The organism is Aquisalibacillus elongatus (assembly GCF_003843875.1).
Classification (GTDB): domain Bacteria; phylum Bacillota; class Bacilli; order Bacillales; family Alkalibacillaceae; genus Aquisalibacillus; species Aquisalibacillus elongatus.
In genome coordinates this window covers 597,056-618,925 of the sequence record NZ_RKRF01000007.1, presented here as the reverse complement: position 1 = coordinate 618,925, position 21,870 = coordinate 597,056, and the positions used below count along the sequence as shown (strand labels likewise).

General features: G+C 35.3%; 23 protein-coding genes, 1 tRNA gene and 1 pseudogene. 18 read left to right on the top strand and 7 right to left on the bottom strand.

What is annotated here, in order from left to right; translation table 11 throughout:
• Positions 1–38: 38 nt before the first annotated feature.
• The 8 genes from EDC24_RS03880 (at position 39) to EDC24_RS03845 (ending at position 5,643) form a co-directional block, all read left to right on the top strand.
• Positions 39–740: a cytochrome c biogenesis CcdA family protein gene (locus EDC24_RS03880; protein WP_124219895.1), complete on the top strand. Its 702-nt coding sequence runs from the start codon at positions 39–41 to the stop codon at positions 738–740.
• A 77-nt stretch (positions 741–817) separates the two neighbouring features.
• Positions 818–1,273 carry a Na(+)/H(+) antiporter subunit B gene (locus tag EDC24_RS03875; RefSeq protein WP_124219893.1) on the top strand — a complete coding sequence of 152 codons (456 nt, stop codon included), beginning with the start codon at positions 818–820 and terminating at the stop codon, positions 1,271–1,273.
• Positions 1,274–1,318: 45 nt separating this feature from the next.
• Entirely contained in the window at positions 1,319–1,789 is a 471-nt protein-coding gene (locus EDC24_RS03870; RefSeq protein ID WP_124220380.1) for a CcdC family protein, read from the top strand.
• Between the two features lie 95 nt (positions 1,790–1,884).
• A complete protein-coding gene (locus EDC24_RS03865) occupies positions 1,885–2,535 on the top strand; it encodes a hypothetical protein (protein WP_124219891.1) in 651 nt (216 codons plus the stop codon).
• Positions 2,532–3,275, top strand: a complete 744-nt coding sequence (locus tag EDC24_RS03860) for a cytochrome c biogenesis CcdA family protein (RefSeq protein ID WP_124219890.1) — start codon at positions 2,532–2,534, stop codon at positions 3,273–3,275. The genes EDC24_RS03865 and EDC24_RS03860 overlap by 4 nt, the downstream gene beginning before the upstream one ends.
• Before the next feature lie 12 nt (positions 3,276–3,287).
• Entirely contained in the window at positions 3,288–3,872 is a 585-nt protein-coding gene (locus EDC24_RS03855) for a TlpA disulfide reductase family protein (protein ID WP_124219888.1), read from the top strand.
• 42 nt (positions 3,873–3,914) lie between these two features.
• Entirely contained in the window at positions 3,915–4,592 is a 678-nt protein-coding gene (locus tag EDC24_RS03850) for a response regulator transcription factor (RefSeq protein WP_124219886.1), read from the top strand.
• Positions 4,525–5,643, top strand: coding sequence for a sensor histidine kinase (locus EDC24_RS03845; protein WP_124219885.1), 1,119 nt, complete (start codon positions 4,525–4,527; stop codon positions 5,641–5,643). Before EDC24_RS03850 ends, EDC24_RS03845 begins: the two co-directional genes overlap by 68 nt.
• Before the next feature lie 39 nt (positions 5,644–5,682).
• Here EDC24_RS03845 and EDC24_RS03840 read toward each other — a convergent pair whose 3' ends face one another.
• Together EDC24_RS03840 and EDC24_RS15115 are read right to left on the bottom strand one after the other, a co-directional pair.
• Positions 5,683–6,114, bottom strand: coding sequence for a DUF2621 family protein (locus EDC24_RS03840; RefSeq protein WP_124219883.1), 432 nt, complete (start codon positions 6,112–6,114; stop codon positions 5,683–5,685).
• Between the two features lie 24 nt (positions 6,115–6,138).
• A tRNA-Sec gene (locus EDC24_RS15115) sits at positions 6,139–6,235 on the bottom strand.
• A 241-nt stretch (positions 6,236–6,476) separates the two neighbouring features.
• On the opposite strand from EDC24_RS15115, the gene EDC24_RS03835 reads away from it, so the two are divergent.
• The gene (locus EDC24_RS03835) at positions 6,477–7,550 is read left to right on the top strand and encodes an ATP-binding protein (protein WP_124219881.1); all 1,074 of its coding nucleotides are present in this window, start codon (positions 6,477–6,479) and stop codon (positions 7,548–7,550) included.
• A gap of 19 nt (positions 7,551–7,569) precedes the next feature.
• Positions 7,570–9,429, top strand: a complete 1,860-nt coding sequence (gene selB, locus EDC24_RS03830) for a selenocysteine-specific translation elongation factor (protein WP_124219880.1) — start codon at positions 7,570–7,572, stop codon at positions 9,427–9,429.
• Positions 9,430–9,461: 32 nt separating this feature from the next.
• Here the strand turns inward: selB and selD are convergent, their stop codons facing one another.
• On the bottom strand, positions 9,462–10,517 hold the full coding sequence (gene selD / locus EDC24_RS03825; RefSeq protein WP_124219878.1) for a selenide, water dikinase SelD: 1,056 nt from the start codon (positions 10,515–10,517) through the stop codon (positions 9,462–9,464).
• A 157-nt stretch (positions 10,518–10,674) separates the two neighbouring features.
• On the opposite strand from selD, the pseudogene EDC24_RS15110 reads away from it, so the two are divergent.
• The 3 genes and pseudogenes from EDC24_RS15110 to acnA form a co-directional block, all read left to right on the top strand.
• Positions 10,675–10,875, top strand: a pseudogene (locus EDC24_RS15110) (Rdx family protein); the annotation flags it as partial.
• Between the two features lie 65 nt (positions 10,876–10,940).
• The gene (gene selA / locus EDC24_RS03815; protein WP_124219875.1) at positions 10,941–12,350 is read left to right on the top strand and encodes an L-seryl-tRNA(Sec) selenium transferase; all 1,410 of its coding nucleotides are present in this window, start codon (positions 10,941–10,943) and stop codon (positions 12,348–12,350) included.
• A gap of 153 nt (positions 12,351–12,503) precedes the next feature.
• Entirely contained in the window at positions 12,504–15,212 is a 2,709-nt protein-coding gene (gene acnA / locus EDC24_RS03810; RefSeq protein ID WP_124219873.1) for an aconitate hydratase AcnA, read from the top strand.
• Between the two features lie 42 nt (positions 15,213–15,254).
• Here the strand turns inward: acnA and EDC24_RS03805 are convergent, their stop codons facing one another.
• Positions 15,255–17,375 (bottom strand): catalase, encoded by a 2,121-nt coding sequence (locus EDC24_RS03805; RefSeq protein WP_124219871.1) that lies wholly within the window; start codon positions 17,373–17,375, stop codon positions 15,255–15,257.
• Positions 17,376–17,555: 180 nt separating this feature from the next.
• Between EDC24_RS03805 and EDC24_RS03800 the strand changes: the two genes are divergently transcribed.
• From EDC24_RS03800 to EDC24_RS03780, 5 genes are all read left to right on the top strand, one after another.
• A complete protein-coding gene (locus tag EDC24_RS03800) occupies positions 17,556–18,128 on the top strand; it encodes a TlpA disulfide reductase family protein (protein WP_245997960.1) in 573 nt (190 codons plus the stop codon).
• 51 nt (positions 18,129–18,179) lie between these two features.
• Positions 18,180–18,329, top strand: a complete 150-nt coding sequence (locus tag EDC24_RS03795) for an FbpB family small basic protein (RefSeq protein ID WP_124219867.1) — start codon at positions 18,180–18,182, stop codon at positions 18,327–18,329.
• Between the two features lie 50 nt (positions 18,330–18,379).
• Entirely contained in the window at positions 18,380–18,601 is a 222-nt protein-coding gene (gene tlp, locus EDC24_RS03790; RefSeq protein WP_124219866.1) for a small acid-soluble spore protein Tlp, read from the top strand.
• A 96-nt stretch (positions 18,602–18,697) separates the two neighbouring features.
• Positions 18,698–19,117 carry an acyl-CoA thioesterase gene (locus tag EDC24_RS03785; RefSeq protein ID WP_124219864.1) on the top strand — a complete coding sequence of 140 codons (420 nt, stop codon included), beginning with the start codon at positions 18,698–18,700 and terminating at the stop codon, positions 19,115–19,117.
• A 3-nt stretch (positions 19,118–19,120) separates the two neighbouring features.
• A complete protein-coding gene (locus EDC24_RS03780; RefSeq protein WP_124219863.1) occupies positions 19,121–19,417 on the top strand; it encodes a hypothetical protein in 297 nt (98 codons plus the stop codon).
• Positions 19,418–19,443: 26 nt separating this feature from the next.
• Here EDC24_RS03780 and yidD read toward each other — a convergent pair whose 3' ends face one another.
• The 3 genes from yidD to EDC24_RS03765 form a co-directional block, all read right to left on the bottom strand.
• The gene (gene yidD, locus EDC24_RS03775) at positions 19,444–19,677 is read right to left on the bottom strand and encodes a membrane protein insertion efficiency factor YidD (RefSeq protein WP_124219861.1); all 234 of its coding nucleotides are present in this window, start codon (positions 19,675–19,677) and stop codon (positions 19,444–19,446) included.
• A 5-nt stretch (positions 19,678–19,682) separates the two neighbouring features.
• The gene (gene folE2, locus EDC24_RS03770; RefSeq protein WP_124219860.1) at positions 19,683–20,606 is read right to left on the bottom strand and encodes a GTP cyclohydrolase FolE2; all 924 of its coding nucleotides are present in this window, start codon (positions 20,604–20,606) and stop codon (positions 19,683–19,685) included.
• An 88-nt stretch (positions 20,607–20,694) separates the two neighbouring features.
• Positions 20,695–21,864, bottom strand: coding sequence for a CapA family protein (locus EDC24_RS03765; protein WP_124219858.1), 1,170 nt, complete (start codon positions 21,862–21,864; stop codon positions 20,695–20,697).
• Positions 21,865–21,870 lie beyond the last annotated feature (6 nt).

Genomic DNA, 21,870 nt, shown 5'->3' with positions numbered 1-21,870 from the left:
TACGATAGTGTTAGATTGATGTGAAAGGAAGTAATAAAATGGATGTTAATATATTTTTGGCATTCGGGGCAGGTTTTCTGTCTTTTATATCACCATGCGTATTACCTCTATATCCTGTTTTTCTATCTTATGTAACAGGGATGAGCGTTGAAGAACTTAAAACAGAAAATGCTATGTTAAGAAAACGTAGTATGTTACATACCTTATTTTTCTTAATTGGATTTTCGTCGATTTTTATTATGCTTGGTTTTTCAGGTTATCTAATTGGTGACTTTTTACTTACTTACCGCGATTTAATTCGCCAATTAGGGGCAGTTCTAATCATATTCTTTGGATTTGTGATGTTAGGTGTCTTTAATTTCGAATTTTTAATGAAAGAACGAAAAGTCACATTAAAAAATCGACCAGCTGGTTATATAGGAACATTATTTATTGGAATGGCATTTTCTATGAGCTGGACACCGTGTACAGGTCCAATTTTAATGGCAGTCATTACACTTGCTGCTACTGAACCACAAACTAGTGTTGTCTTAATGACAGCTTACTCATTAGGATTCTCAATCCCATTCTTTGTTTTATCATTCTTTGTAGGTAAATTGGATTGGTTAAAACGATACGCTAAAACAATTACAAAAATAGGTGGTTATGTACTAATATTCTTAGGTGTTGCACTGTTCTTTGACTGGATGAGAGACTTAACCCAATATTTAGCAGGGCTATTTGGCTTTTCTGGTTTTTAATATGATTTGTCTTTCATATATTAATTGTATTAGAATAAGAGTATCATCGAATCGTGAAGAAATAAGGAGTTATGAAGATGAACCAACCAAACGATCTTATATTACGTACGACAACACAACTCATTGCATTTCTTTTATTAGGTTTTTCCGTATACTTATTCTTTGCAGGACATAATGCACCAGGTGGTGGGTTCATAGGAGGATTGACAACAGCAGCTGCTTTTATTTTAATGTACATGACGTATGGGTATGAGAAGATTAAAAAGATCTTACCGATAAACTTTAGACTCATTGCTGTAGTTGGCCTTCTAATCACACTGTTATCAGGAATTGGAGCTATTGCTTTTGGTGAAGCTTTCTTATCTCAAACATCAGACTATTTTAATTTTCCAATCTTAGGTGAAAAGCATTTAGCAACTGCTATGATTTTTGACCTAGGTGTATATTTAGTTGTTGTTGGGATTACACTAACCATTATTCTATCTATTGCTACAGATTCAGATGATGATTCCAATGAAGATGTAGGTGTATAAAAGGTGTTCTTTGAGAGTACATTATTTGCTGTTCTGACGTCTATTATGTTTGTTTTGATGGCGACTATGATGATAATAGTTCGTTCGCGGGCGTCAAAGAAGCCAGCATCCGTTAAAAAAATTATAATACCTCCAATTGCCATGAGCACTGGAGCGTTAATGTTTTTATTCCCATATTTCCAAGTATCGTGGTGGCAAGTATTAGAAGCCTTGTCAGTTGGTATGGTCTTTTCAGTTTTGCTAATATTAACATCAAACTTTGAGATCAAGGGAAATAACATTTACTTAAAACCTTCTAAAGTATTTATATTTATTTTGATTTTTTTACTTTTATTAAGGATTGCTTTAAAGATTTACTTAGGACAAGGGATATCTGTTGGTGAAACTAGTGGAATGTTTTATTTATTAGCCTTTGGAATGTTATTTACTTGGAGAATTGCTATGTTATTAAAATTCATTAAGTTAAGGCAAAACTTAAATATGAATCAATTTAAACTAAGTTCACGATCTAATTAATCGTGAACTTTTTTCTTTGGGATAAAATATTTTAGCTTTCATCAAACTTTCATAAACATTTATTATGATTATTTATAGAAAGAGAAGGTGAGTATATGAGCGCAACATCAGCGGTAATTTCTGTCGCAATACTCGTTGCAAGTTTTATTTTAGCTATGGCATCATTTTATATCATTAGTGATGAAACAAAACAAACCAAAAAGACATATATTGAAGAGGTTTTGTCATTTGTTACTAATTTTATTATTTTAATCTGGATTGGAAAAATCGTTTTTAATGTTTCTACATTTATTAAAGATCCAATCGTTGTCTTAGCGTATCCGAGTCATTCAAGCGCATTTTATTTTGCCTTTGTCATATCTTTATTATTAGTCGTCCGTAAAGTTATACAAAAGAAAGTGCAATTAGCACTATTTAGTTATACGACGATTGGTATTGTACTTTTAGCTTCATTCTTTTATGAATTTATGGATTTAGTTTGGCAGGATAATACTTATGGATGGCGATACTTAACTTTATTAGTCACCTTAACCATTATATTTGTTGTATTAAATACTTACCTATCTAAACAATTATTAAGTGGACTTATCTTGATCATATGGGGGACAGGCCAGTGGTTGTTGGCAATGACATTACCATTTACGACGGTGTTTGGTTATTTAATATCACCTTGGTTTTTTGTCGTTCTTATGATTATAGGGGTCGTATTAATGTTTATAAATAATAGAAAGCAGGTGACGTCATGATTGAAGCAACAGATTTAACATTGTGGTTAGCCTTTGGGGCAGGTGTTTTATCCTTTTTATCACCATGTACACTGCCGTTATTCCCAGCTTACCTTTCATACATTACAGGAATCAGTGTTAAGGAACTTGAGTCAAGCAACAATGTCAAAATAAAATCAACGTTATTTTTACATTCGATTTTGTTCTTGGTAGGGGTTTCGTTAGTATTTATTAGTTTAGGTGTCGGTGTATCGTTTTTAGGCCAATGGATACAAGGACTTTTAACAGGTGAATCCGGTCAATTTATTCAGAGAATAGCTGGAGTTATCATTATCATAATGGGCTTGTTTGTTGCCGGTTGGTTAAATATTACAACCTTTATGAAAGAAAAAAGATTCAATGTTGCTAATAGACCTACTGGATACTTAGGAACGATTGTTGTAGGAATGGGTTTTGCAGCTGGGTGGACGCCATGTATTGGGCCCATTTTCGCATCAATTTTAGTTGTTGCCGCAAGTAACCCGACCCAAGGCACTTTCTATACCATTTTATATGTTATTGGATTTGCATTACCATTTTTAATCTTAACGTTCTTTATTAGCTCCACAAAAGTAATCGTAAAATATAGTGGAATTATTATGAAAGTCGGCGGCACGTTAATGATCATCATGGGTGTTTTACTATTCACAGGTCAAATGTCAAGAATATCAAGCTTCTTATTAAGTCTAGTCCAAGATACTTGGATGGCAAACCTAGGTTAAAGGAGGACAGTCATGAAAAAATATATTATCTTATTAGTCGTTATCGCTATGTTTGGTTTTGCTGTTTATGATTTAGTTGGTTCCACGAATGAAGGGGAGAAAGATGAAAATTCGGATGATGGTGGCTTTATGATGAGCACCGAGCCTGATGATGAAAGTGTGGAAGACGCTGAGGTTGGTCTTGAGGTTGGTAGCCAGGCCCCTGATTTTGAGTTGAAAACTTTAGAAGGTGAAACGGTTAAGTTATCAGATTATAGAGGTAAGCGAGTCATGCTTAACTTCTGGGCAACATGGTGTCCACCTTGCCGTGCCGAAATGCCTGATATGCAAAAGTTTTATGAAGAAAAAGACGTAGAAATCCTAGCAGTTAATTTATATTCTACTGAAGATAGTATGGAAGATGTTGAGGAATTTGTAGATGAGTTCGGTCTGACTTTCCAAATTCCAATAGATGAAGATGATGACGTCTCAATTGAATATCAAATCATGGCATACCCAACATCATATTTTGTTGATTCTCAAGGTATTATTAGGCATAAATCAATGGGGGCCATGAATTATGAAATGATGATTCAAGAGTACGAAAAGATGGATTAACGGTATGTTGTTTCGTATAATGTGTAGTTGAGGTGTTATCAGATGGATCAAACAATTCTTGTTGTTGAAGACGACCAAATGATTCGGCGTTTAGTTAAGCTATATTTAGAGAAAAATGAGTATCATGTCGTAGAAGCAGCTGATGGGGAAGATGCTAAAGAAGTTTTCTTGCACCATCAGCCTTGCCTTATTATATTAGATTTAATGCTACCTAAAGTAAGCGGAGAAGAATTTTGTGAGTGGGTAAGAGAAACAGAACAAGATGTGTCCATTATTATGCTATCAGCAAAGGCTCAAGTTGACGATAAAATAAGTGGCCTTCGAATGGGAGCTGATGATTATATCACTAAACCATTCGACCCAAATGAACTTATGGCACATGTTGAAGCCGTCCTAAGAAGAACAGGGCATTATTGTCAAAAAATCACTTATGATGGCTTAAGTATTAAAGTAAGAAAAGGGGAAGTTTTGCTCAACGGGGAAGAAATAGACTTAACGAAGCACGAGTTTAGTTTACTTTATTTCCTAATGTCTAATCCAAATACTGTTTTTACACGTGAACAATTATTAAATCAACTATACCCAAATAATGAGCAAGACGTATTAGATCGTACGATTGATGCTCATATTAAGAAACTAAGAATAAAGTTAAATGACAAAAGAGAACCAAGAAGGCGAATTCAAACGGTTAGAGGAATGGGGTATAAGTTTGTTCCGTAATCCGATATTTAAAAGTTTATTATTTCGCTTAACCTCATTAAACTTAATCATAATTACATTAGCTATAATTGTGAGCAGTTTTGCAATCTACCAAACAGCCTGTTTGCTAGTTGAATCTTTAGGAAATCTTAATACTCAACAACAAGAGCGCTTTGAGTCGTTGTTATTACAGTATTTGATTATCTTTGCAATGTTAACGATTTTAATCGGTAGTTTATTACACTTTTATTTGACTAAAACGATGATTAAACCCATTAAAGAAATGATCCATTCAACTAAAAAATTAAAAGAAGGAACTTATCCTGAGCAAGTTCAATATACGTCAGATGATGAAATTGGAGAATTGGTTTATCAATATAATGAATTAATAAATCAACTTGAACGTAATAATCAATTACGAAAGAAAATGATCTCAGATTTGTCGCATGAGATCAGAACTCCGATTTCGAACCTAAACGGATATTTGTATGCATTAAAAAATGGCGATTTAGATTATGAACAAACCATATTTGAATCTCTGCACTCAGAATCAGAACATCTCAAACAATTAATTAATCAATTAGATCAGTTAAAAGAATGGGATATCGTAAAATCTCAACGTGTTATTCAATTAGAAGAAGTCGACATATCCGAGATTATAAATCGATGTATCGCCATATTTAATTTAGAATTTGAACAATTACAAATTCAAATCGAAACGCAAATTGATTCAAAACGAATTAAAATACAACCTGATGGTATTCAACAAGTGGTGACCAATTTAATCGATAATGCTTTGAATTATCATACCGGGACTTCACCTGTTGTGATTGAAGGATCTTCTGATAATGAAGGTTATGTGTTTTCTATTACATCTGAAGGTAACGAAGTTCCAGAACATGAGAGTGAAAATATTTTTAAACGGTTTTATAGGTTAGATGAAGGGAGATCAAGAAAGAGTGGAGGAAGTGGCTTAGGTTTAGCAATTGCAAAAGAAATAATTGATAAACACGATGGTTCAATTGGTTTAAACTCGAACGGACATCTTCATACTTTTTGGTTTAAAATATAGTGAATACTAGAAAAGCAATGAGCATCAGTTTTGGATGTCTCATTGCTTTTCTAATAGGTGTTCATATGTTGAAAAGTCGATATTTTTTTCATTTAGTCGTTTGATTAGGAATTTATGGTCGCGTTTTGGAGTTGCTAATATATAGCCTTCAATAATAATATCTAACGTAATCTTTCGGTAATTCTTTTTTAATGCTACTTCACCAATTTTGGCTGCAATTTTTTGCTTAGCCACGTCGCGAAATAGTTGAGGAACTGGTTCTACTAATTCATTGAGTAATTTCTTTTCTTCCTCATTCCACATATGGATTGTCTGTTCTACATAATACTCTTCCCAATCAATAATAGACTTACCATCATCCTTTGGAAGCTTTTTAAGAAATTTACGAAACATAAAAAAGCCACCGATTCCTAATAAGGTGATCATGATAATGCCCCATAATATAATTAAATACCCTGTTATTTCAGACATGTATTTCACTCACTTCTATAAATATGGCGGGACTGTGTGGGAATCGAACCCACCGAAGACGACACGCGCCTCCCAGACGGTTTTGAAGACCGCGACAAGCACCAGCCTTGTAACCAGCCCCAAATGTTTCTTCAATTTTATATTATATCTAATTTTTAGAAGCATCTTCAATATAAAACTATTATTAGATGTGGAGAAAGAGTGACTATTAGATATTTACATTCTTGTAATATTTCTAAATATTTAAAATCGTTTTTGCTTTTCAGACAATTTTTGTTTAAAATGAATAGTGTGTCATATTTCGAATTATATATAACATATTCTAGGGGTATAAGGGGTCGTTCTTTGGGGGGAATAATCGAATGAAGAAACATCCGCTAGTTGTAAATGATGATGTTCAGCTTGATCTAGATCAAGATTTGTTGAACTCAGTGTTCCAATGGTTCGATACAAATTCCACAAATATAAAACTTGTTTTTGATGAAAATTATAAAATCGTGTATAGTTCTTATTCAGCAGAAACGATTTTAGGTTATTCAAAAGACTATGTTGTAGGAAGTTCATTGTTAAGTTTTTTATTAGAAGATGATAAAGAACTTCTTATAAATAATGTTGAATCGTTGGGCTTTGATCGAAAGTCATTGGAGTTAAATTTTAAAGATCAAGACAATCAGATTATTTACACTAAATCGTATATTGGCAAAGTTGATGATAATATTAAAGGCAAAACTTACTACATTGCCGTTATTAATGATATCTCAGAATTAAAAATTGCACGTAAAATGCTAATGAATTCTGAGAAACTTTCTTCTGTTGGCCAACTAGCGGCTAGTGTCGTTCATGAGATCCGAAACCCACTAACGTCTATTAAAGGATTCTTGCAATTATTAGAAAACGACGTTAAAGATAAAAATGAATTTTTTAATATAATGAAAGATGAAGTCGAAAAGATTGAATCTATTACTTCGGAATTATTATATATTGCTAAACCATCTGAATTACAATTCAAACCCGAATGTATCCCTACATTAATTAAAGAAGTTTGTTTATTGATGAAAACTCAAGCTAGGTTGTATGATATTAATATTGATTTGAAGTCCGATGTTAAAGAATATGTGACAAACTGTGATCGCTCACAAATTAAGCAAGTCTTTATTAACTTAATAAAGAATGCAATTGAAGCCATGGAGCGAGAAGGAACTATCCAGGTTCATATTTACCAGGCTGATACTTTAACAATAGACGTGATCGATGAAGGCGAAGGTGTGCCTGATGAACTTAAAGATAGACTGGGTGAACCATTCTTAACAACGAAGGAAAAGGGTACGGGTCTTGGTATCATGGTGACCAAGCAGATTTTGGACAATCATCATGCATCTCTTACAGTAATGGACAATGAGAAACAAGGAAGTATTTTCCGAGTAAGATTTTATTAAAACTGGTTGGTGTAACGTCATGAATAAGCAGCATTATACGATTGGAATGGCCGGTCATATCGACCATGGTAAAACGGAGTTAGTAAAAGCACTAACCAACGTCGATACTGATCGTTTGAAAGAAGAGAAAGAACGTCGAATTTCGATTGAACTAGGGTATGCGCCACTATTTCAAGATGAACACATGAGTGTATCAATTATCGATGTTCCAGGTCATGAGAAGTTTATTAAACAAATGATCGCAGGGGTATCGGCTATCGATCTTACAGTCCTTGTGATTGCTGCTGATGAAGGTATCATGCCACAAACATTAGAACATATTGATATTTTAACTCATTTAAATATCACGAATCATTTGATTGTCTTAACGAAGACAGACCTCGTTGATCGCGAATTATTAGATTTAGTTAAAGAAGATATAAATCAAACCGTAAAACATACTGTCTTTTATCAGACTCCTGTTTTAGAAGTCGATTCCATTTCTGGTAAGGGTATCGATTTTTTAAAGCAACAAATGATTCGTCAGTTAGAATTGGTTGAGCATAACCACTCAAATTACCATCTATTTGTGCCATTTGACCAGAGTTTTCATAAGCATGGTATTGGAACGATCGCACGAGGCACTGTGATGGAGGGACAAGTTTCGGTAAACGATGACGTCTATCTTATGCCCCAATCTATTAAAACCCAAATTAAAAGTCTCCAGCATTTTAACAGCTCAGTTGATGAAGTATTTGCAGGTCAACGCGCTGCTTTTGCGCTTAAAAATGTGAGCGTAGGAGATCTTAAGAGGGGGACGGTTCTTACTAAAAACCGACACGCAAAAGCGACGAATCGAATTGATATTGAGCTAAATATAAGTTCCCTTTTAAAATCAGAAATTAAACAAAGAGCCCCTATCAAGTTTCACACTGGAACGAGCGAAGTTTTTGGGAAAATTGTTTTTTTCGATCGTAATTCATTAACGTCCGATTCCAAGACTGTATATGCACAAATTCTGTTGGATAACGACGTTTTTGTCCTTAAAGATCAGCGATTTATCTTGCGCCGGGCCACACCAATTGAAATGATTGGAGGCGGACGTATAATTGAACCACATGCCATTAAACATCGACATGGCGTAGAAACGGTAGAACAATTAAGACATAAAGCGTCATTTAGTGCGGAGGAATTTTTAACAGATAAAGTGGCACAACACCCTGGAATAACCATTCGGAAATTAGAAGAGCAACTCAATTCACGCATTCAAACCTTAAACGATGATATAGTTGATCTTAAAGGTCATTTATTCTTAAAGCGATTTGTTAAAGATTTGAAAGAAGACCTAATCAAAATCGTCAATTCATTTCATGAAGAACACCCACTTCTTAAAGGGATAGATAAATCAGCACTTTTATCATCTATTGATCTACCCAATCCAGAAAATAAAATTTTAATAGATGAGCTCATTGAGCAAGGTGTGTTTTTGCAAGAAGACACTTACATTCTTTTACCTGAATTTAAAATCACCATCACTGAATCCAATCAGCAATTAATTAATAATATTTTAAAAGGTCTTAGTGAAGATGAACTTAAGGTTAAAAATTTTAAAGATTACTTAGATACTCACGTGGATCAAAAGAAATTACAAGAAGACATTAAACTATACTTTATACAACAACGTTTAGTTATTCCATTAACAGAACAAATGGTAATTGAAACAAATGTGTTTTATCAAGCTACGAATCAACTAAGGGACCAAACAAGCGAAATTTTTGATTTAAAAGAGGCCAAAGATCTGTTAGGAGTCTCACGAAAATATTTAATACCATTTTTAGAAATGTTAGACCAAATGCATATGACCAAACGCGAAGAACAAAGAAGAGTTTGGATCAAATAAAGGTTGCCAACTTTGTGATTGGCAACCTTTAATTATTGAATATAGATTTTGGTTTTACTTTCCTCAAAAACACGACCTATTATAGAAGCTTCGATATCGTTTTGATTCGCTTCAGAAACATATGCTTTAGCATCTTCTTCACTTAACGATATTAGCAAACCACCTGATGTGATGGCATCACCTAAAATATATCGATCAATTTCATCGATTTTATTATCGAACTGGGTAAATGATTTTAACCATTTTAAATTACTTTTAGATCCACCAGGAATTGCGCCTTTTTCAGCTAGGCGCTTAGTTCCGTTAATAACAGGAACGGATGAGTTTGTGATTTCTATTGAGACATTGCTACCGTTTGCAATCTCATAAGCATGACCTAATAGTCCAAATCCAGTAACGTCGGTACACGCATGAACATCATAAGGTTTAAGTAACTCAGATGCTTTACGATTTAACTTGGACATCCAATTAATCACTTCTTGTTGCTCAGAATTACTTGCTAACCCTTTCTTAATAGCTGTTGTTATGATTCCTGTTCCAATCGGTTTCGTTAGAACTAAGACATCACCTGCTTTAGCTCCATTATTTCGATAAATACGATCGGGATGAGCAACCCCCGTTACTGATAGTCCAAATTTAGGTTCGTCATCGTCGATAGAGTGGCCTCCAATTATAGAACCACCCGCTTCATAAACTTTATCTTCAGCACCTTGTAATATTCTTGCAAGAATGTCTGATCCATATTTTTCGACTGAAAATCCAACAATATTTAATGCTGTTTTCACGTCTGCCCCCATGGCATACAAATCACTTAAAGCATTGGCAGCGGCAATTTGACCAAATGTATACGGGTCATCAACAATAGGCGTGAAATAATCAACAGATTGAACAAGTGCAATTTCATCGGTTATTTGATAAACACCTGCGTCATCTGAACTGTTTTGGCTATACATAACATTTGGATCGTGTTCATGTGTTTTAACTTGACTCAAAACTTGAGTCAATTCGCTCGGGGCGAGTTTGCAGCCTCATCCAGCTTTGGAGGATAAAGAAGTTAGTCGAATAATTTCTTCTTGATCTCTGTTCATGAATTCACCCCCAATATTTAATATAATCATTATACTAGAAACCATCATTGTTGAAAAAGTTTAACATTTATAATAATCTATTACTAAAGATAGAGGGGGTATACATATGAGTTACAAAGTATCGATTGAATTTTGCATGATGTGAAACTACGCACCAAAAGCTGCGAGTCTCGCAGAAGAACTTTTATCTGAATTTCGTCATAACATCACAGAAATGAAGTTAACACCTTCATCTGGAGGGGCTTTTGAAGTGATCGTGAATGACGAAAAAGTATATTCTAAATTAGATACTGGCGTATTCCCAGACAATGAAGAACTAATTGAGCAATTGAAAGAAATAGATGAAAGCATGCGTTAATTCGCATGCTTTTTCTATTCAGTAGAACCTTTGGTATAATAAAAAGAAAAAAGGTTGGACCATTAATGAATCAAATGTTGCGTAAAATTCCACCTGTCCATGAGCTTTTAAATCATCCAAGTATTCAGAGTTACATGGATAATCATCAACTAATTTCTGACGTTGTTAAAGAACATATACAATCAGTATTAGAATCAATTAGACAAGAGATACAACTTCAAAAGATATCTTTTCAAAATCGAGATGAATTAACAAATTATATTGTTAATCAAAGCGTTTTATCAATTCAACAGTTTCAATCACCTAATATTAGACCGGTCATAAATGCCACAGGAACGGTTTTACACACCAACTTAGGGCGTGCAAGGTTACCTGAATCAGCCGTAAAAAAAGTCCTTGAAGTGGCTGAAAACTATTCGACATTAGAATATGACCACGAAAAGGGGACAAGAGGCTCAAGGCATGACTTAGTAGAGGATTATATTAAAGAACTTACAGGAGCTGAATCAGCTATTGTCGTAAACAATAATGCAGCCAGCGTTTATATGGTACTTTCAGCTTTTGCTAAAAGTAAAGAAACGATTGTCTCTAGGGGTGAACTAGTAGAGATAGGCGGTAGTTTTCGAGTTTCGTCCATAATGGAAGAAAGCGGAGCTATTCTGAAAGAAATTGGAACTACTAATAAAACACACCCTTATGATTACGAACAAGCGATTAATGATCAGACTGCTATGTTGATGAAAGTTCATACGAGTAATTTTCACATGCTTGGTTTTACCAAACAAGTTTCTAGAGAAGAACTTGTGACTTTAGGTAAAGAGCATCAATTAATGGTGTATGAGGATTTAGGTAGTGGGATGTTATATGATTTAACGTCATGGGGAATTGGTAGTGAGCCAACTATTCAAGATGTCATTTCTTCCGGGATTGATTTAGTTTCTTTTAGTGGGGATAAATTATTGGGAGGCCCTCAAGTAGGTGTTATTGCCGGTAAGAAAAAATATATTGATCAACTAAAAAAACACCAACTAGCTAGAGTATTGCGCGTCGATAAACTTAGTTATGCTGCATTAGAGGAAACTTTTAAAACGTATTTCTATAATCGAGTAACGGTCGACAATCCTACGATTCGAGATATTGTGAAAACTAAAGAAGAAATCTTACAACAAGTTAATGAAGTCCTTCATACAATTAATTCTAATGAATCTAGTTTAGTGTTAAAGGGAGAAGAGTTATTATCGCAAGTAGGAGGAGGAACTTTACCTGAAGTCCAACTAGAATCTTACGGTATTTCTATTATGCATCACAAACATTCAGCAGAAAAGATTCATAAAGTTCTTAGACAAATGAACCCTCCTATGATTACTAGAATTGAACATGAAAAAGTTATTCTAGATTTTAGAACTATTTCGCCACATGACTCAAAAGTTGTATTACAGCATTTGGAGGAGCTTACCAAAACACTCTCAATGTAAGGGTTTTCATGAATTTTAAGCTTAAAATTTTGGCTCAAATGTTTTACTTCTATATTAAATTCATATAAAATGTAGAAGTGCGGAAAAAGAGTGATTCATGTGTTTGAACGAATCATCTATTAAACTACATATCTTCATTAAGGGGGTAATATCGTGACAGCAAATAGTGCCTTTAATGCCAAGAAGCAATTTGAGCTTAATGGTAAGACGTATAACTATTACCATCTAAAAGCACTTGAAGAACAAGGTTTAGGCAAGATATCTCGCTTACCTTTTTCTATTCGTGTGCTATTAGAGTCGGTTTTACGTCAACATGATGGCCATGTCATTAAGGATGAACACATCGAAAAATTAGCGAAGTGGGGTAAAGGGGTGTCAGTCGACGTACCTTTCAAACCATCTCGTGTCATTTTACAAGACTTCACAGGAGTTCCAGCAGTAGTTGACCTAGCTTCTCTAAGAAAAGCAATGGTTGATATGGGAGGAAGTCCTGATCAAATTAACCCGGAGGTACCAGTTGATCTAGTTATCGACCACTCTGTACAGGTCGACCAATATGGTACACCAAATGCGTTAAAAGCAAACATGGAAATTGAATTTGAACGAAACAATGAGCGTTATGAGTTCCTACATTGGGCTCAAAAAGCTTTTGATAACTACCGTGCTGTTCCACCAGCAACTGGTATTGTACACCAAGTTAACTTAGAGTACATTGCAAATGTTGTACATGAACAAGAACAAGAAGATGGTACGTATGATGCGTTCCCTGACACACTTGTCGGTACAGACTCTCATACAACTATGATTAATGGTCTAGGTGTCCTTGGCTGGGGTGTAGGTGGTATTGAAGCTGAAGCAGGAATGCTTGGCCAACCATCATATTTCCCAACACCAGAAGTTGTCGGTGTTAAATTAAAAGGAAGCTTCCCAGAAGGAACAACAGCTACTGACTTAGCACTTAAAGTAACTCAAGTGTTACGTGAGAAGAAAGTTGTTGGTAAATTTGTTGAATTCTTCGGTCCTGGCTTATCTGAAATGCCATTAGCTGACCGTGCAACAATTTCTAACATGGCACCTGAGTATGGTGCAACTTGTGGTTTCTTCCCAGTTGATGAAGAATCATTAAATTACATGCGTTTAACTGGTCGTAGTGAAGAGCAAGTTCAACTTGTAAAAGAATATTTACAAAAGAATGAATTATTCTATACACCAGATCAAGAAGATCCTGAATTCACTGACTTAGTTGAAATTGATCTTTCAGAGTTAGAACCGAACTTATCAGGACCTAAACGTCCACAAGATTTAATCGCTTTATCTGAAATGAAAGATTCATTCAACAAAGCATTAACAGCACCAGCTGGAAACCAAGGTTTCGGTCTAGATGAAGACGAGAAGGATAAAGAAGCTGTTGTTAAGTTTAACGATGGTTCTGAAGTGACGATGAAAACAGGAGCGCTTGCAATTGCAGCGATCACATCTTGTACAAACACTTCTAACCCTCACGTTATGCTAGGTGCGGGCTTATTAGCTAAAAATGCTGTTGAAAAAGGTTTAGATGTTCCTGACTATGTCAAAACATCTCTAGCACCAGGGTCTAAAGTTGTAACAAACTACTTAGAGAATTCTGGTTTAATGGAATATCTAAATCAATTAGGTTTTAACTTAGTTGGTTATGGTTGTACAACTTGTATCGGTAACTCTGGTCCATTACTACCTGAAATTGAAGAGACAATTGCTGAATCTGATTTAACGGTTGCATCTGTTCTTTCAGGTAACCGTAACTTTGAAGGTCGTATCCATCCATTAGTACGTGCAAACTATTTAGCTTCACCACCACTAGTGGTTGCTTATGCACTAGCGGGTACAGTAGACATTGACCTTCTTAATGATCCAATCGGTCAGGACCATGATGGAAACGATGTTTTCTTCAAAGATATCTGGCCTTCATCTGAGGAAATTAAATCTGAAATTTCTAAAGTTGTAACACCGGAGATCTTCCGTAAAGAGTATGAAGAAGTATTCAACTCTAACGAAAAGTGGAACGCTATTCAAACTACTGATGAGCCACTTTATGAGTGGGATGAGGAATCAACTTATATTCAAAACCCACCATTCTTTGAAGAAATGTCTAAAGATCCAAAAGAGGTTTCACCACTTAATGCTATGCGTGTTATTGGTAAGTTTGGTGACTCTGTAACGACTGACCACATCTCACCAGCAGGCGCTATTCCGAAAGACATGCCAGCAGGTCGTTACCTCATGGATAAAGACGTTTCTCCACGTAACTTTAACTCATACGGTTCTCGTCGTGGTAACCATGAAGTTATGATGCGCGGTACGTTCGGAAACATCCGTATTCGTAATGAAATCGCTGGCGGCAAAGAAGGTGGCTACACAACTTACTGGCCAACTGGCGATGTTATGCCTATTTATGATGCAGCGATGAAATACAAAGAAGATGGCACAGGCTTATGTGTTATTGCTGGAAAAGACTATGGAATGGGAAGCTCCCGTGACTGGGCTGCGAAAGGTACTGACTTATTAGGCATTAAGACAGTAATTGCAGAAAGCTTCGAGCGTATTCACCGCTCTAACCTTGTTATGATGGGTGTATTACCATTACAATTCCAAGACGGTGATAGCATTGAATCATTAGGTCTAACAGGTAAAGAAACATTTGATGTAGAGGTTACAGAAGATGTTAAGCCACATGACCTTGTTAAAGTGACAGCAACAGATGAAGAAGGAAATATAACAGAATTTGAAGTTGTTGCTCGTTTTGATAGTGATGTAGAAGTTGATTACTATCGTCACGGCGGTATCCTTCAAATGGTACTTCGTAACAAACTTCAAAACGCTTAAAATAAAATTAAAGCACATCGCTCTTGTAGCGATGTGCTTTTTTTAGGCTTGCTTTTTATCGTGACTTTCACGCATCCAATGACGATGTTGCGCGATCGCTTCAATAAATGCTGAGTTAAACTCAGTTAAATCTTGTGAGTCATTGACAGTTACAACTCCTAAGTTGGAGTACACTTGACCATTATGATCATTTGTATATGCTATGTTTTGAACTAATGTATTTGTTAATAAATCTAAAGCTTGATTCGTGGCTCCAATCGGTTTGGCGTGTGCGAATGCGTCATTAACAAAATCCTTTGCTTCTTTATGGCCTATTAGGTTTTCGACATGCTGACCACCTGGAATATAAATCCCATCATATATAACTGAATGGCTGTTCGCATAGCTTTTTTGAGGTTCTATTTGATCGCCTTCCTCACTGTTTACAGGACTTAATGTTTTACTAATGACTTCAGAGTGAACCCCATTCTTTTGAAAGCCTACAATCACTTGTCTAAATTCATTGTAATTAAACCCTTCGTCTATAAGAATTGCAACTTTCCTTGTTTGAGGTGTTTTTACTGTATTTTCTTGACTTAAAGCAGGTGACGTCGCTGTAATACTCATCGTGTTCTTTTTCGTAGGTGGCTCTACACCTATGCCTTTTGCAATTTCTCTCGCTAGGTTACCATCAACTTGGTTAAACAAATCTACAACCTTTTGTCTAATTTTTTTATCCATAACATTACCTACTTCAAAGTGGAAAGCCTTTATAATGTGCTTTTTCTCTGCAGGTGACATGCTATTCCAAAACAAACGAGCTTGACTAAAGTGATCATTAAAACTTTCACTTCGCGTTCTAACTTTTCTGCCTTCAACCTTCTCCTGATAGTGTTCGTATCCGCCATCTTTACCTGGTTGCGGCATAGGATAATTCTGTCTAATTGAATTTGGAAAATAAGCGACTTTACCTTGGTCAATCGTCATGCGGTGAAAACCGTCACGTTGATTATTATAATACTGTATAATTGGGCGGTTAATTGGGATCTCGTGGAAGTTCGGACCACCAAGTCTTAAAAGTTGTGTATCTAAATACGAGAATAGACGTCCTTGTAGTAAAGGGTCATTTGTAAAATCAATTCCCGGAACAACATTTCCCATGTGGAAAGCTGCTTGTTCAGTTTCAGCAAAGAAATTATCTTGATTTTTATTTAAGGTCATTTTCCCGACTATTTTGACTGGAACTTGTTCTTCTGGCCAAATTTTTGTTGCATCTAAAATATCAAAGTCGAAATCAAATTCTTGTTCTTCTTCAATAATTTGAAGACCTAATTCAAACTCAGGATATTCACCATTATTAATCGCATCCCACAAGTCTTTGCGGTTAAAATCAGGGTCTTTACCTGCGATTTTTTGTGCTTCATCCCATGTTAATGAATGTACGCCTAATTTAGGCTTCCAATGAAATTTAACAAACCGAGCTTTACCTTGTTCATTAACCAATCGGAAAGTATGAACACCGAAACCTTCCATCATTCTAAAACTTCTCGGAATACCTCGATCTGATAATAGCCACATAATCATATGGGTCGTCTCTTGGTTGTTAACCACCCAATCCCAAAACGTATCATGCGCTGCAGAAGCCTGAGGGATTTCGTTATCAGGTTCTGGTTTAATCGCATGTACTAGATCTGGGAACTTTATGGCATCTTGTATAAAGAAAATAGGCATGTTGTTTCCAACTAGATCAAAGTTTCCTTCTTCAGTATAAAATTTAGTTGCAAATCCACGTACATCTCGAACTGTATCGGCAGAACCACGAGAGCCTACAACTGTTGAAAATCTGACAAATACAGGAGTTTTTACATTAGGATCCTGTAAAAATTTAGCTCTTGTGATATCTGTTAGAGGTTCATATACCTGAAAATAACCGTGCGCTCCAAATCCTCTTGCATGAACAACTCTCTCAGGGATTCGTTCATGGTCAAAATGGGTTACTTTTTCACGAAAGTGAAAATCTTCCATGATTGTCGGACCGCGCTGTCCAGCTTTAAGGGACTCGGAAGTATTTGATACCTTTGTGCCTTGATCTGTTGTTAAATCTTTCCCTTCATGATTGACTTTAAAATCCTCAAGTTGTTGCTGTTTTTTGGTTGGTTGGTGATCTTGAGGTTTCTTTTTCATCTCATTAACCTCCTTAAGTCATACTAAATGATAGTCTGTCTACAACAAACACTTTTATTCCAAAATAAGGTTACACATTAACAAAGTTTTCAAATATAAGTCATCATACAAAAAAATTTTTTGATAAGATAAGTAGGAGATGAATTAAAGAAAGTACCAAGAATGGAAGGAGAGAAGACATTGAGGGTTAAACAGTGGTTAGCAATTGGGCTGATTATAACCTTGCTTGGTATTATCGTATATAATGTCGTTACGGAGGAAGAAGAGACTTATGATAATCAAGGCGAAATGATTTTTGTTCATCCAGAAGGACAGGACATTGAACAAGGTGGAACAGATGTAGGCGATACAGCCCCTAATTTTCAGTTGAAAAATATTGAAGGTGAAACGGTTCAATTAGCAGATTTTCGGGGAAAAAAAGTGTTTATGAACTTCTGGGCTTCTTGGTGCGACCCTTGTAAAGACGAAATGCCAGATATGCAAAAGTTATATGAAGAATACAGTGATGAAGTTGTCATTTTAGCTGTTAATACGTCAGAATCTAATAAAAAGAATGCTGTTAATTTTGTGAATGAGTATGGGTTAACGTTTCCTGTTTTATTCGACGAAACGAGTGAAGTAGCAGCTAAATATAATATGATGGGACTTCCAATGACGTATTTCATTAACTCAGAAGGTGAAATTCAAATTCCGCCAAAAACAGGGCCTATGGAATACGATGAAATGGTTGAGAAAATGAACGAGCTCGATTGATGTATATTTTACCAACATAATGGTCAGACTATTGACAAAAAGGAGACGATTATGTTGCGTAAAAAGGATTATGTTACATTTCAGTCATTAATTGAGAGTGAAAAAGAAAAGATCATGAAAAACCCTGATGAAATGGAAAAAATCTATGATAAATTAGATGAACGCTTATCGGTTATTAAAAACTCAGAAAAACATGCATAGGACGTGCAATCCTTCACAAACTAAGACAAAATGTGAAGGAGTTGAATAAATTGGCAAATCACAAACAACCGAAGCCGGACGATCGTTCAGATAACGTCGAAAAGATTCAGGACAATATTCAAAATACAATTGAAAATATGGAAGAAGCAGAGGAATCTATGGAAACTGCTTCAGATGAACAAAAACAAGCTATTGAAGCTAAAAATGAACGAAGAAGGCAGTCCATTAAAGGATTAAAAGAAGAAGCTAGTGATGAAGCACATGATCACTAAAGTTGAGCTGGCATTATGCCAGCTTTTTTATTTTATTAGGTCTCATAAAACTATGTTAAAATAGTAACAAACTAAAAGTAAGGGAGATTCGACATCATGCTAGTCAATGAAGCAGACGTTAAAGTAAGATATCAAGAAACGGATCAAATGGGAGTAGTTTATCACGCGAATTATCTTGTCTGGTTTGAAATCGGACGAACTCAGTTAATTGAACAACTAGGATTTAGTTATGCGTCAATGGAGAGTGCAGGAGTTGTTTCGCCAGTAGTTGATATTCAAGCTAAATATAAAAAGCCTGTTAGATACGGGCAAACAGCGAAAGTTAAAACATGGATTGATTACTATGATGGTTTTAGAGTGGTTTATGGTTATGAAGTTTATACAGAAGATGGCACACTTGCTGTTACTGGTCACTCCACACATGTCTGTGTAAAAAAAGAAACGTTTAAACCGATTTCCATAAAGAAACATTTCCCAGATTGGCATGAAGCCTATATGAACGCAATGGGGGAATAGTGTATGGCATTTGGATTAAAAAGAGAGGAACTAAAAGAATGGAAACAGCAGGTAAGGAATGGTGAGATTGCTTTTATCACTCATTATTGGCTAGATGATCGCTTTCCTAGTATGAAAACTGTTACAAAAGTAGGCTGTAGTGATTTAGATAAACTAATTAAGTGGGGAAAAAAGTATGGTTTAAACCCTAAATGGATTCACCGTGATGATCGGTATCCTCATTTTGATTTAATAGGGTCATTTCAAGAGGATATATTAAAATCTGAAAACAAATTACACCAATTAAATCGCTTCAAGTAAAAGGCAACCCAAACATTCGGGTTGCCTTAGTGTTTTGTTGATTGTTTTTTCTCAGGAACAGGATCAACACCACCTGGATGAAATGGGTGGCATTTCAGTATTCTTTTAACTATTAAATAAAACCCTTTAAAAAAGCCGAATCTCTGGAAGGCTTCAAGGCCATAGGCAGAGCATGTAGGGTAAAACCGACAAGATGGCCCCTTTAGTGGTGATATAAATTTCTGATAACCTTTAATCAGATAAATAAATAGATACTTCAAGAGAATCACTGTTCCTTACGTTTATCATAAGTAATAGATGCAATGGCATCATGTAGGTGGATGGATTCTTCGTTGATACATTTTACATGGAATTTTTGAACCATGTCCATTTCATACAGGTCACTCGAAACTAATCTAACCATATCCTCTACGAAACGAGGGTTTTCGTACGCTTGTTCTGTTACCATTTTTTCATCAGGTCTTTTTAGAACAGGATGAATACGAGCGCTAGCATTAGATTCTGCCGCTTCAATTAATAATGCTTTCCAATCTATTTCTTCATCATTGAAACTAGGGTCTAATGTCACTTCAATCATGACATTACCACGCTGATTGTGCGCACTATATTCGCTAATCTCTTTAGAACAAGGACATAACGTCGTAATTTTTGCATTTAAACCGACTTTAACATCGTAGCCATCTTCACAATGATACATAACTTTCATCCAGGCATCAGCATGATTCATGCCTGCTTCTGTTGTATAAGGTGCCTCACGTTCAAAGAACCATGGAAACTCAACCGTTAATTCAGCATCTTTCTGTTTCAAACGTTCTTGTAATTCCTTTGTAAATTCCTTCATAGTTGGAATGTTTACTTTAAACCCTTTTTTATAATAAGCCTGTAATTGTTGTGTGAAACGACTCATATTCGTTCCTTTGGATTCTTGGGAAATAGAACTTGCAAAGTAAAAATGACCAATCGTTGTTTGGTTTTGTGGTTTAATAGAACTTGGTACCACAATTGGATGTTTTACATTTGAAATACCAACAGCATCAAGTTCAAATAAAAAGTCTTTTTTTGTATTTTGTAAATCAGGCATTTTACTTTTTTCCTGCGGTTTAGTTCTAGGACCAGGCTCTACAGAACCAAATAATTTATGCCGTTCGTTTTTGCTAGGTAATGATTTCTTCGACTGTGTTTCGTTCATATCTAAGACTCCTTTCAAGTAAGAGCAACATACATATCCATACAAATTAAGTATAATTAATCATTTGACCGATATCAATTTTTTGAACTTATTCTAAATAAGGAACAACTTCTACACGCTTAGTAAATGATTGAATATGATCTTTCTTTTGTTTAAACCAGTGTTTTGCATCACTTAAATGTTGTTCACTCACTTCGACTAATGGTGTGATTTTAAAGTTTTTAAAGTTCTCATATTGATTGTAAGTCGGCATAATTTTAGCATCTGAGACATCAAGATTAATTTCTTGATTCTCATCAATTTCTTTGGTTAATTGTATTTGCATAATCGCGCCGATTGATCGATCGCGGTCAATTTGAGCAGATAAGAAATTACCTAATGAATAAGCAACGAAACTCTCCTTACCTTGACCTTTAGAGATCCAATCAACAGGTTGCAAGATATGAGGGTGGTGTCCCAGTATGACATCAGCTCCGTTATTTGCTAGTAATTCAGATAAATGAATCTGTTCTTCAGAAGGCAGTGATTGGTATTCTTGTCCGAAGTGCATATTTACGACGATAAAATCGGTTTTTGGTTTTAACTCTTCTAGATCCTTTAATATTTGATCTTCATCAATAAGATTTACTAAATAATCTTTTCCTTCTGGCACTGCAACTCCGTTTGTTCCATAAGTGTAAGACAGAAAACCAACCGCGATTCCTTTTCTATGGATAACACGATGCTTATTACGGTCATTCTCACTTTGGTAAGCTCCAACATAGTCTAGTTCTATTTCATTTAAATATTGTGTGGCACTCATAACGCCTGCTTCACCACGGTCAAGTGTATGGTTATTGGCCATTGAGAGTATATCAATACCAGAGTTTTTTAACGTATTGGCTAAAACTTGTGGTGTATTAAAGGTAGGGTAACTCGAAAAATCTAATTCGTCTCCTCCTAAAATCGTTTCTTGATTTGCAATCGTAATATCTGCGTTTCTTAAGTAATATTTAATATCTTGAAACATTGGATCAAAGTCATAACCAGTAGACGTTTCAGCATCCTGATAAACCGCTTCATGAATGATAAGGTCACCAATTGCATTCAATTTAATGGAAGTTTCAAATGTTTTGACCTCATTATAATGATCAACGTTGATCGTTGAATTAAATTGGACGGGTTTAGATTCTGAATTTGTATGATTGTTATAATTAAAAACTAAAACGATGCTTAAAGCAACGATTGAACTAATGATTATCCATAATTTTTTCTTCATATTAGA

What these genes read in the sequence shown, in the direction of transcription:
- EDC24_RS03875 (WP_124219893.1), top strand. Translation starts at nt 818, where the DNA reads ATGAACCAACCAAACGATCTTATATTACGTACGACAACACAACTCATT.
- EDC24_RS03845 (WP_124219885.1), top strand. Translation starts at nt 4,525, where the DNA reads ATGACAAAAGAGAACCAAGAAGGCGAATTCAAACGGTTAGAGGAATGG.
- EDC24_RS03785 (WP_124219864.1), top strand. Translation starts at nt 18,698, where the DNA reads ATGCTAGTCAATGAAGCAGACGTTAAAGTAAGATATCAAGAAACGGAT.
- EDC24_RS03795 (WP_124219867.1), top strand. Translation starts at nt 18,180, where the DNA reads ATGTTGCGTAAAAAGGATTATGTTACATTTCAGTCATTAATTGAGAGT.
- EDC24_RS03880 (WP_124219895.1), top strand. Translation starts at nt 39, where the DNA reads ATGGATGTTAATATATTTTTGGCATTCGGGGCAGGTTTTCTGTCTTTT.
- EDC24_RS03765 (WP_124219858.1), bottom strand. Translation starts at nt 21,864, where the DNA reads ATGAAGAAAAAATTATGGATAATCATTAGTTCAATCGTTGCTTTAAGC.
- EDC24_RS03835 (WP_124219881.1), top strand. Translation starts at nt 6,477, where the DNA reads ATGAAGAAACATCCGCTAGTTGTAAATGATGATGTTCAGCTTGATCTA.
- EDC24_RS03870 (WP_124220380.1), top strand. Translation starts at nt 1,319, where the DNA reads ATGTTTGTTTTGATGGCGACTATGATGATAATAGTTCGTTCGCGGGCG.
- selA (WP_124219875.1), top strand. Translation starts at nt 10,941, where the DNA reads ATGAATCAAATGTTGCGTAAAATTCCACCTGTCCATGAGCTTTTAAAT.
- EDC24_RS03865 (WP_124219891.1), top strand. Translation starts at nt 1,885, where the DNA reads ATGAGCGCAACATCAGCGGTAATTTCTGTCGCAATACTCGTTGCAAGT.
- EDC24_RS03850 (WP_124219886.1), top strand. Translation starts at nt 3,915, where the DNA reads ATGGATCAAACAATTCTTGTTGTTGAAGACGACCAAATGATTCGGCGT.
- EDC24_RS03840 (WP_124219883.1), bottom strand. Translation starts at nt 6,114, where the DNA reads ATGTCTGAAATAACAGGGTATTTAATTATATTATGGGGCATTATCATG.
- EDC24_RS03855 (WP_124219888.1), top strand. Translation starts at nt 3,288, where the DNA reads ATGAAAAAATATATTATCTTATTAGTCGTTATCGCTATGTTTGGTTTT.
- folE2 (WP_124219860.1), bottom strand. Translation starts at nt 20,606, where the DNA reads ATGAACGAAACACAGTCGAAGAAATCATTACCTAGCAAAAACGAACGG.
- EDC24_RS03780 (WP_124219863.1), top strand. Translation starts at nt 19,121, where the DNA reads ATGGCATTTGGATTAAAAAGAGAGGAACTAAAAGAATGGAAACAGCAG.
- EDC24_RS03860 (WP_124219890.1), top strand. Translation starts at nt 2,532, where the DNA reads ATGATTGAAGCAACAGATTTAACATTGTGGTTAGCCTTTGGGGCAGGT.
- selB (WP_124219880.1), top strand. Translation starts at nt 7,570, where the DNA reads ATGAATAAGCAGCATTATACGATTGGAATGGCCGGTCATATCGACCAT.
- EDC24_RS03805 (WP_124219871.1), bottom strand. Translation starts at nt 17,375, where the DNA reads ATGAAAAAGAAACCTCAAGATCACCAACCAACCAAAAAACAGCAACAA.